The organism is Campylobacter sp. MIT 12-5580, assembly GCF_005406235.1.
GTDB lineage: Bacteria > Campylobacterota > Campylobacteria > Campylobacterales > Campylobacteraceae > Campylobacter_D.
The window spans coordinates 1-12,786 of sequence record NZ_NXLK01000011.1 but is presented as its reverse complement, the minus strand read 5'-3'; the positions used below and the strand labels follow the sequence as shown (position 1 = coordinate 12,786).

General features: G+C 30.8%; 13 protein-coding genes. 5 read left to right on the top strand and 8 right to left on the bottom strand.

Annotated features, from left to right (window positions below; all coding sequences use genetic code 11):
* Nucleotides 1-302: 302 nt before the first annotated feature.
* The 5 genes from CQA38_RS08590 to glf all read left to right on the top strand — a co-directional run bounded on the left by CQA38_RS08590 (nt 303) and on the right by glf (nt 6,006).
* Nucleotides 303-1,358, top strand: coding sequence for a glycosyltransferase family 2 protein (locus tag CQA38_RS08590; protein ID WP_137633595.1), 1,056 nt, complete (start codon nt 303-305; stop codon nt 1,356-1,358).
* 265 nt (nt 1,359-1,623) lie between these two features.
* Nucleotides 1,624-2,580, top strand: a complete 957-nt coding sequence (locus CQA38_RS08585) for a UDP-glucuronic acid decarboxylase family protein (RefSeq protein ID WP_137633594.1) — start codon at nt 1,624-1,626, stop codon at nt 2,578-2,580.
* 5 nt (nt 2,581-2,585) lie between these two features.
* Nucleotides 2,586-3,884 (top strand): UDP-glucose/GDP-mannose dehydrogenase family protein, encoded by a 1,299-nt coding sequence (locus CQA38_RS08580; RefSeq protein ID WP_137633593.1) that lies wholly within the window; start codon nt 2,586-2,588, stop codon nt 3,882-3,884.
* Complete coding sequence (gene galE / locus CQA38_RS08575) at nt 3,881-4,855, top strand: UDP-glucose 4-epimerase GalE (protein WP_137633592.1); 975 nt, start codon at nt 3,881-3,883, stop codon at nt 4,853-4,855. The genes CQA38_RS08580 and galE overlap by 4 nt, the downstream gene beginning before the upstream one ends.
* Nucleotides 4,855-6,006, top strand: a complete 1,152-nt coding sequence (gene glf, locus CQA38_RS08570) for a UDP-galactopyranose mutase (RefSeq protein ID WP_137633591.1) — start codon at nt 4,855-4,857, stop codon at nt 6,004-6,006. The genes galE and glf overlap by 1 nt, the downstream gene beginning before the upstream one ends.
* Before the next feature lie 82 nt (nt 6,007-6,088).
* On the opposite strand, the gene CQA38_RS08565 is transcribed toward glf, so the two are convergent.
* From CQA38_RS08565 to CQA38_RS08530, 8 genes are all read right to left on the bottom strand, one after another.
* The gene (locus tag CQA38_RS08565) at nt 6,089-6,964 is read right to left on the bottom strand and encodes a TylF/MycF/NovP-related O-methyltransferase (protein ID WP_137633590.1); all 876 of its coding nucleotides are present in this window, start codon (nt 6,962-6,964) and stop codon (nt 6,089-6,091) included.
* A gap of 12 nt (nt 6,965-6,976) precedes the next feature.
* Entirely contained in the window at nt 6,977-7,696 is a 720-nt protein-coding gene (locus CQA38_RS08560) for a glycosyltransferase family 2 protein (RefSeq protein WP_137633589.1), read from the bottom strand.
* The gene (locus CQA38_RS08555; RefSeq protein ID WP_137633588.1) at nt 7,693-8,022 is read right to left on the bottom strand and encodes a hypothetical protein; all 330 of its coding nucleotides are present in this window, start codon (nt 8,020-8,022) and stop codon (nt 7,693-7,695) included. Before CQA38_RS08555 ends, CQA38_RS08560 begins: the two co-directional genes overlap by 4 nt.
* Before the next feature lie 75 nt (nt 8,023-8,097).
* Nucleotides 8,098-8,823 (bottom strand): glycosyltransferase family 2 protein, encoded by a 726-nt coding sequence (locus tag CQA38_RS08550; protein ID WP_137633587.1) that lies wholly within the window; start codon nt 8,821-8,823, stop codon nt 8,098-8,100.
* A complete protein-coding gene (locus CQA38_RS08545) occupies nt 8,817-9,455 on the bottom strand; it encodes an HAD family phosphatase (protein ID WP_137633586.1) in 639 nt (212 codons plus the stop codon). Before CQA38_RS08545 ends, CQA38_RS08550 begins: the two co-directional genes overlap by 7 nt.
* Nucleotides 9,448-10,083, bottom strand: coding sequence for a hypothetical protein (locus CQA38_RS08540; RefSeq protein ID WP_137633585.1), 636 nt, complete (start codon nt 10,081-10,083; stop codon nt 9,448-9,450). The genes CQA38_RS08545 and CQA38_RS08540 overlap by 8 nt, the downstream gene beginning before the upstream one ends.
* On the bottom strand, nt 10,083-11,465 hold the full coding sequence (locus tag CQA38_RS08535; RefSeq protein WP_137633584.1) for a glycosyltransferase: 1,383 nt from the start codon (nt 11,463-11,465) through the stop codon (nt 10,083-10,085). The genes CQA38_RS08540 and CQA38_RS08535 overlap by 1 nt, the downstream gene beginning before the upstream one ends.
* The coding region (locus CQA38_RS08530) for a glycosyltransferase (protein ID WP_212741825.1) at nt 11,465-12,786 on the bottom strand (1,322 nt) is incomplete at its 5' end. The genes CQA38_RS08530 and CQA38_RS08535, both read right to left, overlap by 1 nt.

Sequence of the window (12,786 nt, the reverse complement as noted above, 5' to 3'; positions counted from 1 at the left end):
CTGTTTTTGTGTATTTTTAGTGCTTTTGTCTAAATTTTCCCTTTTGTATTGAAAATCAGCATTTTCAAACTACAAAATGGCTTGTAAATGATAATGGAAGTTGTTCAGTGGCTATTTTATTGACTTTTTGTGTATTTTTTTAAAATTGAAATGAATATAAAATAAATTCAAAGATTAAACAAAATTTTAGCTCTTTTTTGTTTTAATTTTTTATTTGTTAATTTGAAATTAAAATGCGTTTTTTATGTTTAATTTGCAGCCGTAATTTAACCAGGCGCCAACACAATTAAAGGCTAAACTTTATGCAAACTCCTGAAATTTCAGTAATCATTCCTATTTATAATAGCATTTTGTATATTCGTCAGTGTTTAGAAAGTGTGATTAATCAAAGCTTTAAGAACTTAGAAATTCTTTGTATTGATGCTTATTCAAATGATGGCACAGCAGAGATTTTGGAGGAATTTGCTACAAAAGATGCTCGCATTATTATCATTAAAAGTAAGAAAAAAAGTCTTGGAGCACAGATTAATCTCGGCTTAGCAAAAGCAAAAGGAAAATATTTTTGTATAGTAGAAAGTGATGATTATGCCCATCTTAAGATGTGTGAAGTGCTGCATAAGCTCATAGAAGAAAAAAACTGCGATATTGTTAAAGCTGATATTTGTGCTTTTAAAAAGGTTTTTTTCAAAACGCATTTTAACTACAAAAGCATAGCCTATGAGCAAGCACTTTATGGAAAAATTTTGTTTTTGCAAGAGGATTTAAATCCCTTGCTTAAGAGCTGGAATATGAATCAAAGCTCCTTATATAGGCTTGATTTTGTAAAGCAATTTAAAATTAAAGCCAATGAAAGTTTAGGCGCTTCTTATCAAGATACTGGACTTTGGATACTCTTTTTAAGTTTTGCAAAGACTTTGTATTTTCATAATGAGGCTTTGTATTTTTACCGCCTTGATAATGCCAATTCTTCAAGCCTCAATAAAGAAAAAATTTATTGTGTGTGTGATGAGTTTGATTTTGCACAAAGCTTTTTAAAACAATATCCAGAGCAAAAAATACGCTTGCAAGAAGCTTTAACTTATGTGCAGTTTAAGGTATATTGGTGGAATTTCAAACGTCTGGCAAATCGATTTAAAAAAGAATTTGCTCTATATTTTGCTAAGGAATTTCAAAAAAAATATGCTGACAAGCACATAAATGAGGCTTTTTTTAATCAAGCAGAGCTTCAAATTCTAAAAGCACTTATGAATGATCCTGAGCATTTTGTGAAAACTTGGCTAAGTTTTAATTTTATTTTAAGAAAAAGACTTGCAAGGTATAAGAGAAAAATTATAACTTTTGTCAAAATAAAGAAATAAAAATATTACGATTAGTAATAATTTTTACCTAGAATTAACCATGGTTTTATGCATAAATATTCATTATATCTTGCGAGTAAGAATATATTACAAGTCTCTTAAAATAAGGATATAGATACAAGTATATTCCTCATAGTTATAAAAATAATAACTTAAGTAGCAAAATAGTATTACTATTATGAATATTTTTTTTATGCAAAATAAAGCAAAAATTTGCTAAAATCATTCCTTTTTGAATTAAGGAAAAACAAAACAAGGATAAGCAATGAAAATCATACTCATCACAGGTGGAACAGGGTTTTTGGGTTCAAATTTATGCACTCGTTTATTTGACGAGGGTAATCATATCATTTGTGTGGATAATAATTACACAGGCAAGATGAGCAATGTCAAGTCCTTGCTTGATAAGCCTCGTTTTGAATTTATAGAGCATGATATCTGCCAGCCTCTTAACATAGATAAAAAAATCGATCAAATTTATAATTTTGCTTGTCCAGCTTCTCCTCCAGCCTATCAAGGAAAACACGCCATTAAAACCACTATGACTAGCGTTTATGGGGCGATAAATATGCTTGAGCTTGCCAAAAAGCATAAGGCTACTATCTTACAGGCTTCAACTTCTGAGGTGTATGGCGATCCTTTAATGCATCCTCAAAAAGAAGACTATAGAGGTAATGTCAATCCCATAGGCATTAGAGCCTGCTATGATGAGGGCAAACGTTGTGCTGAGAGCTTGTTTTTTGACTATCACAGACACGAGGGCGTGGATATTAAAGTCATACGCATTTTTAACACTTATGGGCTAAATATGGACGCAAATGATGGACGCGTGGTAAGCAACTTCATCTGTCAGGCTCTAAGTGGTAAGGATATTACTATATATGGCGATGGCTCGCAGACTCGTTCTTTTTGTTATGTTGATGATTTAATCGATATTATCATTAAAGTAATGAACTCAGACAAAAACTTCACAGGACCTATCAATACAGGCAATCCGGGCGAATTTACCATCAAAGAACTTGCTCAAAAAATCATACAAAAAACAGGCTCTAAATCAAAAATCATCTACAAAGATTTACCAGCTGATGATCCAACCCAAAGACGCCCAGACATCAGTCTTGCAAAAGAAAAATTCAATTGGGAGCCAAAAATTGAGCTAGATGAAGGGCTTGATAAAACCATAGCCTTTTTTAAAGAAAATATTCACGAATTTAGAGGATAAAAAAGATGAAAATAGCAATCATAGGCACAGGCTATGTAGGACTTCCAAGCGGAGTTGGTTTTGCTGAACTTGGCAATGAAGTTATTTGTGTTGATAAGATAGAAAGCAAGATTAAAGCTTTAAACGAAGGTAAGATCACGCTTTATGAGGATGGACTTGAAGAGCTTTTTCATAAAAATGTCAAAGCTGGCAGGCTTCAATTTAGCACTTCTATGAAAGAAGCAGTAAGTAAGGCTGAACTCATCATCATAGCAGTAGGCACTCCACCTCATCCAGTAACAAAAGAAGCGGACTTGCAGTATATTTATGCTGCTGCAAAGGAACTAGCTGAGTATCTTGATGGCTATACAGTTATAGCAACCAAATCAACCGTTCCAGTAGGCACAGGAGATGAGATAGAAAAGATTATCAAAGAAACAAATACAAAGGCTGAATTTGATGTGCTTTCTTTGCCGGAGTTTTTGCGTGAAGGCTTTGCGGTGCGTGATTTTTTCAATCCAGATCGCATCATAGTTGGCACAAACTCAACTCGTGCAAAAACTTTGATAGAAGAGCTTTACAAGCCTTTTAAAGATAAATCTAACTTAGTTTTTGTCAGTCGTTATTCAGCTGAGACTATCAAATACGCTTCAAATTCTTTTCTTGCGATTAAAATTCATTTTATTAATGAAATGGCAAATTTTTGTGAAAAAACAGGGGCAGACATACTAGAAGTCGCACGTGGAATGGGTCTTGATGAACGTATAGGCAAACGTTTTTTAAATCCAGGTCCAGGTTATGGGGGTAGTTGCTTTCCAAAAGATACTCAAGCTATGGCATATATGGCAAAACAAAAAGGTGTAGCTCTTAGCCTTGTAAATGCAGCTATAGAGGGTAATGAAGCACGAAAAGAGCAAATGAGTGAAAGGATTTTAAACGCACTTAAGGGCATTCAAAAGCCAAAAATTGCTGTGTTAGGACTTGCTTTTAAAGATGGCACTGATGATTGTAGAGAAAGTCCAGCTGTTGAAATAGTTTTAAAACTTTTAGAAAAAGATTTGTCTATCAGTGCTTATGATCCAAAAGCAAGGGAGCTTGCAAAGCAAATCATAGGAGAAAAAATTCATTATGCAAATGATATGTATGAAGCTCTAGAAAACGCTGATGTTTTGGTTATCTTAACAGAATGGAGCGAATTTAAAAATCTTGATTTGCAAAAGGCAAAAGCTTTGATGAGACATAATAATATCATCGATTGCAGGAATTTGCTCAACAAAGAACAAGTTCTTGAGCTAGGTTTTACTTACCAAGGCGTAGGTAGATGAAAAGAATTTTAGTTTTTGGAGGAGCTGGCTATATAGGCTCTTTTACCTTAAAACACCTACTTGACAATGGCTATGAATGTATAGTAGCTGACAATCTCATCTATGGACACAAAGAAGCCGTGGATAAAAGGGCAAGCTTTGTGCATGCTGATTTGCTTGATGTGTTTTCACTTAAAAATTTGTTTAAAACCTATAAGATAGATGCTGTAGTGCATTTTGCAGCCTTTGCTTATGTAGGAGAAAGCGTTCAAAATCCAGCAAAATACTATCAAAATAATCTCATAGGCACGATAAATCTGCTTAATACCATGCTTGAATTTAATGTAAAAAATATCGTTTTTTCAAGCACTTGTGCGACTTATGGAGAGCCAGTTTATACGCCTATAGATGAAAAACATCCTCAAAATCCTATCAATGCTTATGGACGCTCTAAGCTGATGATAGAGCAAATTTTCAAAGACTATGAACTCGCTTACAATCTTAAGCATATCAGCCTTAGGTATTTTAATGCTGCAGGCGCAAATAAAGATGCTCTTTTAGGAGAAAGCCATGATCCAGAAACTCATCTTATCCCTTTAGTCTTGCAAGCTATAAAAGGCGAGAGGGAACATATCAGCGTTTTTGGCAGTGATTATGATACCAAAGATGGCACTTGCATAAGAGATTATATCCATGTAGATGATCTTGCTTTAGCACATCGCTTAGCTCTTGAAAACTTAAGCCAATTTAGTGGCTGTATCAACCTAGGCACTGGCATAGGCACAAGTGTAAAAGAAATCATTGAAGTAGCTGAAAAAATAAGTGGCAAAAAATGTCCAGTGCTTTATGCTCCAAGAAGAGCTGGCGATCCAGCTAGGCTTTTTGCTGACAATAAAAAGGCTAAAGAAATTTTAGGCTGGCAAGCTTTGCAAAGTGATATTCAAAATATCATTCAAAGTGCTTGGAACTGGGAAAACAATAGGAAGTATTAATGCAGAAAAGAACTTTAATCATAGGCTGTGGCTTAAGCGGTACAGTTTTAGCTGAAAGATTAGCAAGTGTAAAAGATGAAGAAGTTTTAATCATCGATAAAAGAGAGCATATAGCTGGCAATGTGTATGATTATGAAGATAAAAAAACGCAAATCAGCGTGCATAAATATGGACCACATGTTTTTCATACAAGCATTAAAGAGGTGTGGGAGTATCTTAGTAAATTTACAAAATGGCATTATTTTATGTATAGGGTTAAAGCTTTTATAGATGGCAAGGAAGTCAATATCCCTTTTAATCTTGACAGCTTACATAAAGTTTTTCCAAAATATCTTGCAAATGATTTAGAGCAAAAGCTTGTGAGAACTTTTGGTTTTAACAAAAAAGTGCCTATTTTAGAGCTTAAAAATACTGATGATAAAGACTTGCAATTTTTGGCTGAATATATCTATCAAAAAGTATTTTTAGGCTATACTATGAAGCAATGGGGCGTAAAGCCTGAGGAGCTTGACTTTTCAGTCAGTGCTAGAGTACCTGTGTATGTGAGCCTTGATGATAGGTATTTTCAAGATACTTATCAAGCTATACCGCTTCTTGGCTACACACAAATGGTGCAAAATATGCTTACTCATCAAAATATCAAGCTTAAGCTTAAAACTCATTTTGATTTTAAAGACTGCAAGCTTAATGCTAACTCAAAGTATGAGTATAAAGACTTTGGAGAATTTGACAGAGTAATTTATACAGGGGCTATTGATGAGTTTTTTAACTATACACTTGGCAGGCTTCCTTATAGAAGTTTAGACATAGTTTTTGAACGTTTTGATAAAGAGTATGTCCAATCCACCGCACAGATAAACTACCCAGAAAATTATGATTTTACAAGGGCTGTAGAATACAAATACTATCTTGATGAAAAATCAAGCAAAAGTATATTAAGCTATGAATTTCCTTGTGCGTATGAGGAGGGCAAAAATGAAAGATATTATCCTATACCAGATGAAAAAAACCAAAAGCTTTATGAAGAGTATAAAAAGCTTACCAAAGAGCTTAAAAATGTCCATTTTCTAGGTAGGCTAGCAGATTATAAATACTATGATATGGATAAAACAATTGCTAGGGCTTTGAGCGTGTTTGCAGAGTTGAACTGAAAAACTCGTTTTCATCATTGCCAAATACAATTTGCATTTGGCAATGATGAATTTTAATGAGCTATAACTTTGCTAAAGCATCTCACTCTTTCACAAAAAACACGCTAAAAGCATCACCTATTGGATAGAATTTGAGCTTATATTTCTTACCGAATTCATTTACTGCCTTTTGTGTGCCTGTGTAATAAGGGTGAAAATAATCATGTACGAGAATAATTCCACCCCTTACAAGTCTAGGATAAAAATATTCAAGTCCAGCTAAAATAGGCTGATATAAATCCACATCTATATTTACAAAACAAAATTCCTCATCACTTGGAATTTGCTCTGCACTCTCTGGAAAATACCCCTTGATAAAACGACAATTTTCAAGATGAGGCATTTTAGCTTTTACAAGTTCAAGTGATGTTAAGCTAAAATCACTACTATCTGCTTTTGAAAATCCTTGTTTTTTTTCATTCTCACAATCCCTTGCATCAAACCCTTCAAAGGTATCTAAAAGATAAAAAATACTATCTTTGAAGAATTTGTTGATATGCTTTGCAGTGTCACCTCTAAAAACTCCAAGTTCTGCAACTGCACCTTGAATATTGTTAGTTTTAAAATTATCAGATAGTGTTTTAATAAAGTTTAATCTTGCATAATAAGGAATAAAAGTTAAAGATAAATCTATCTTATCTTCATTGATATTCATTGACTTTAATACCTCAATAATTTGATCAATATAAATTGGTATTTCCGTGCCAATAAATACTTTATCAAATTCTAATTCTTTTAATTTTTCAGGTCCATAAATAAGATAATCTCTATTGTATATCTTTAAGCCTAAGCCATTATTATTGCAAGAATGCTTTCTTGGATCGCTATCAATAAAACATATGATTTCGCTATCAAAAGATACATGCCAAGCAATTTGAATTCCAAGTTGAGCACTACCATAAATAACCACTTTTTTCATTTTCAATCCTTTCTAAATTATGTTTTTATATTTTTCCAAATCTTCAGGAGTTCCAATTCCATGCATTTGAGAAAAATCGATGTTATAAATACCTATTTTGGCGCCATTTTTTATAGCATAATTATAAACAGGGCAAGTATAGAATTCATTATTAATTCTATCGTTTTCTATAATCATATCTATAGCACTTTCAACAAATATTTTTCCTTTGTTAAAAAAATAAATTCCAACAGTAGCAAATTCGCCAATAACCTCCTTTTCTTTAACTTCTACCACCAAATCATCTTTTAATTTTACAAATGACCATTTTGGATTTTTTTCTTGATCAATGAAAGTGAGTATTGAACCATCTAAACCTCGATTCAAACTATCATCGATAAAATCAGCCATATTTATATCAACAATCTGATCAGAATTTGCTATCATTAAAGGTTTATCATTGTCGATATATTTTCTCGCATAAAGCACAGTACAAGCTGTTCCTTCTGTGAGTTTGTCAATACCTATAAATTCGGCATTAAAATTATTTTTGATTTCATCAATTAACTTTTTTTCTTGAATTAAATGCTCTTTTCTTGCTATTAAAATATATTTTGCACCTTTATATCTCAAATTTTCAAGCACTCTAATTATCATAGGCTTGCCTAAAACATCGATAAAAGGTTTTGGTTTATCAAAGCCAGCCTTTACAAAGCGACTTCCAAGTCCAGCCATAGGAATAACTATATTCATTGACATTCTCCTAAATATTTATCATTATTAGCTCCTGGAAGTTTCACAACAACACTTATCGTGTCTTCTAAAGCTTCAAAATCAGTAGCTTCCCCTGGATAAATCACCACTATATCGCCTTTAGAATACTCCATATCATTCATCTTTACTTTACCACTAATAATGACGGTAATTTCTATTGCAATTTTATGATGATGTTTTTCCTCAGCATCACCTTTTTTGTACTCTTTTACGCCAACTTCTACATCGTTAGTTTTAAAAATACTAGGCTCAAAATTGCCTACAAACCAACCACGAATCATTTCATCGAGTTTATAATTTTTCACGATCAATCCTTTAAAACAAAATCATCATTTAATAGATTTGCTGCTTCACTTAATGATATATTTTTAGTTAATTTCTTAAGCGTTTTTAATCCTTTCGTATTCATTGATTTTTGTATGGGAATAAAAAGTAAAATAACGATTTTTATCAATTGAAATATTTATAACCTTTTTATTTTCCAAAATTAATTCGTTTAATACTGGAGCAATAAAATATTTTCCATCATAATTAACATCTTTTTTAATCATACTAAAAGCCGAGTTTATAAAATATTTGGCTTTATTAAAATAATAAAATCCTGCTATTGCATTCTTACTCACAGGTCTTTTCTCAAAAGCTTCCAAAACAAAATTTGCCTCATTGCATTTTACATAAGCCCATCTTGGATGAACGCTTTCAAAACTTAACACACCCGCATCATTTAAAGATAATTTAGAAATAAATTCACTCAAATCATACTCAAAAATCTGATCCATATTGACGATGAGTAGAGGTTCATTTAAATCAATCTGATCAATGGTCATTAAAGCAGAACAAACCATACCACTAGTTTCTTTTTTAAGAATAACAATTTTACTTTGATTATTGGTTAAAACATTGATTGCATCATCTAAGTGATAGCGCTTTACATCCTCTTCTTTTAATATAAAAATAAAACACTTATTTTCAATATTTTCATAATTTTTGATAAAATGTTCTAGCATAGTTTTTCCACAAATTTCAATAAAGGGCTTTGGAAAGCCATCTTTTGCATCGTCAAAAAAATAACTTTTACCTGCAATAGGAACCATTATATTTAACACTTTAATTCCTTTTCAAATTTTAAAATATAGTTTTTGATATTTTCATAATTTACCTCATCAACTTCACCAACAACCATAACATTAGCTCCACTTGCCCTAGCTGCTTTTATGCCGTTTTCATTATCTTCTATTATCATGCACTCTTTAGGTTTTAAATTTAATCTTTTTATAGCTTTAACATACATTTCAGGATCAGGTTTTCCTTTTTTAACATCTTCATTGGAGATATAAAAATCTAAATAATTTTCAAGAGCCGATTTTTTCATCATTAAATCAATACTATTGCGTATAGAATTAGAACAAACTGCCATTTTATAGCCCTCATTTTTCAACTTTGATAAAGCATATTGGTGATGAAATCTAGGTTTGCATAAGCTATAAACCATTTCCATAGTGTATTGTTGTTTTAATTCATTTATAAAATCATGCAAGGATTCAGGCAAATTTCTATCTAGCGAAAGCATTTTTAGCTTATCCTTAGTTGGCAAACCATCAAAAGTCGTTAGGTGTTCAAATCTAGTGATTTCCATACCAAAAAGTTTTAAAGCTTTATTTAAAGCCTCATAATGCCAATCCTTAGCTTCAATTAATACTCCATCCATATCAAAAATGACAGCTTTTATTTTAGTCATTAAAAAACTCCCTTGCTTCATCAGGATAATCGGTACAAATCATTAGTTTGTCTTTTACTTGCAGTTCTTTTTCTATTTGTTTGTATTCTGACCACTCTTTTTTATAGTCTCTTTTATGGAGCTCTGGAGAAACTATACAAACTAATTTATTGTTATTGATATGTTGTTTTATAATATTTTTATGTATCCAGTGTGAGTAAAATTCATCCATCCAAACACCGCAAGCTTTTTCATAGAAACTAGGTTCTTTTTCATATTCGCTTTGTCTAGTAAAAACATTAAAATTTAAATCAATATAGCTTAAAGCATCAGGAATTGACATATCAAATACAAAATAATTTGTAATTTCATATTTTTGAATCAGTTGCTTAAGTAAAATTTGAAGACCATCAGCCTTTATATTTAAGGCTAAGGGCAAATTTGTATCCCATTTTTTATAAAATTTGAAAAAATCTTCTAATTTTAAACAATTCTCATCAGCCATATCATGAGATATAACTATCTCTTTTCTCCAATCTCTTAAATCCGTCTCAAGACCATAAGAATTAATAAAACTTTTCTCAAAAGCTACAATAGAATTTTTTTCTTTTTCAGTTTTCCAATAGCCACGATGTGAAAGTACATTCATTAATTTTTGCCTTTATCTTTTTTTAATTTTGGAAGTTCTATAAACAAAAATTTTAAAAATCCACCTTTATACCAATTTTTGGCGGCTTTAGCTAAAAGTTTCCCTAATTCATAGCAAAAACTCTCTTCAATCTTTAAATTTTCTTGATTGTTATGAAATTGTTGTGTTATTTGGTTGTAATTTATAAATTTTCTTTTCCAAATTTTATGTTTTATATAAGAAAATATCAGCGAAAAAGGCAAAAGTATATTTTTTTGATTTATGCAAATATATCCTAATTTATAAAATAAGCGATTTTTTAAATATTGTTCATTTGTGTAGAAAATAAAAAGCAGTTTTCTTTCTAAAATTTTAAAATCTTCCAAAAAAGGCTGGCATTTATATGCCAAATTCCACCATATTTTATAATATTTATGCCACAATTCACTTTCATTAAAATAATTAATCTGCAAGCTATACTCCCAAGGTTTGAGCACAGGTAAAAAATGAATAATTTTTGCATTTTGATGATAAAATGAAATGTCTTTTTTATTTATTGTTTGTTTGACGTCGATAGATTCTTCGTCTAAATATGGCAATAAAAGAAATAGAAATCGATGCTTAAAAAGTCTGCCTAGAAAAAAATCATAAGTTTGCGGAAGCGCTAAAAATTCACTCGCATCCAAAACAGCATGCAATACAGATTCATCACAAAGAAAATTTTCTTCCATTAAGTATGAATTTATAATATTTAAACATTTTTCATATATATTATGCTTTTCCCAATTTCTGCAATGAAATAAAACAACTGCTAAATTATAATGTTCGCTACACAATTTTAGTTGTTCATTTGGATTTTGTTTATTTTTTATAAACCAATTTTCATTTGTAAAAACATGATAAGATGATAAAATTTTATCACCAAGATCTAAAGTAAATAATTCTCTCAAATCACAATTAATTATCATATCAGAGTCGATATATAGACACAAATTGACATCTTTAGGTATAAAAGAAACTATGAAAATACGTAGCCATATGGCATAAGAACCCTTCCACCTAATCGCACCTTTAGATTCGAGGAAATCTGTAGCGATTTTATGTATTTGGAGTTTACAAGGGTATTTTTTATTTAATATTGTTTCTAATTCATTTAATTTTGCCAAATTAGAATCATCAATTCCATCTGTTAATATGTGAAATACACAACCCTCTTCTTGTTCTTCTGTGCTTAAGCAATTATAGTCTAATTTTTTATAATCTTGCAATTCTTTGTTTATTTTAGAATTATCAAACATATCCTTGAATTTTTTCTTAGGATCTATACGATCAATAACATTGCACATAGCAACGGCAGCGAATTTACAATGCTCATTGCTACAAACTAAAGCTATATGAAACATTACACCCTCCCATACAATATTATAAATGGATTTTTCATCACTCTTTTTCCTAGTTGATAAATTTCAGATTTTTGAATTTGCAAAGCTTTATAATAATCTGCATAACCATAGATGGGTGGTAGCTTTAGATAAGGGTTAGCACCACATACAATATTAAATATAAATTTTTGAAAATAGTGCTTAATGGTTATTTTTATTAATTTAAAAGGGAGTAGTAATTTTGTTTTGGAATGCTTTACTTCAAAGCCTAATTTATATGTCAAGTGATTTTTTATTCTCCAAACAGCACCATTATGTATTAAAGTTCTAGAATAATCCTTGTCTAAAATGCAAAGCAAGAAATCTTTTTCATGTTGATGAAAATATTTACAAGTTATTTTTTGCGAATCGCTACAAAAAAAATCTACAAGTTTTTGAAAAAATAAAGGTTTTAAATCATCTTCAATTCTATAATAAAAACCATGCAAAGATGCTATAGCATGTGAGTAAAATTCTTCACGAATTTTATCAAATATATTTAAAGATACTAGTTTTTCTCTTGCGTATGAACACTGCTCTATCATTTTTAATAAACTAATATCAGTTTTTTTCATTGAAGACATATTGGCAGGTTCTTGTCTATAATGGTATAAGGCTTTTCGTAAGGTTGAGATGTTGTTCGCTATTGATAACGCTTGCATCATAAAAGAAAAATCCGGATAAGCTGCGCCTTTAAGCTCATTAAAACGAATTCGAGAAATTAAGTCTTTATGATATAGAGTTGCCCAAATTGAAGAATGATATATCAATAGTTTAGGATATTCTAAAATTGAAAAAGTTTTATTATCTGGACAGCAGTTTTCAAGTTCAAAATCAATTCTTTTTTGTCGATACGGTAAATCTTTTGGTTTTCTTGTTGAGTTATAATCAAAAAATTTACATTTAACTAAATCGCTGTTTAATTCTTCAGCTTTATTATAAAGTTCCTCATACATATTTAATTCTATCCAATCATCTGATTCCACAAAACCAATATACTCACCTTTTGCTATTTCTAGACCTGTATTATATGCAGCACCTAATCCCGCATTTTCTTTATGGATAACTTTTATTCTTTTATCTTTAGTCGCATACTCATCACAAATTGCACCACAGTTATCAGTAGAGCCATCATTGACTAATATAATCTCTAAATTTGTATAAGTTTGATTGACAATGCTATCTAAACATTCTCTGAGGTATTTTTCTACATTGTATATAGGCACGATGATAGAAATCAAAGGTTTTTCTTTTGTTTGTAATTTCGCTAACTTTTTATATTGAAAATCAGCATTTTCAAACT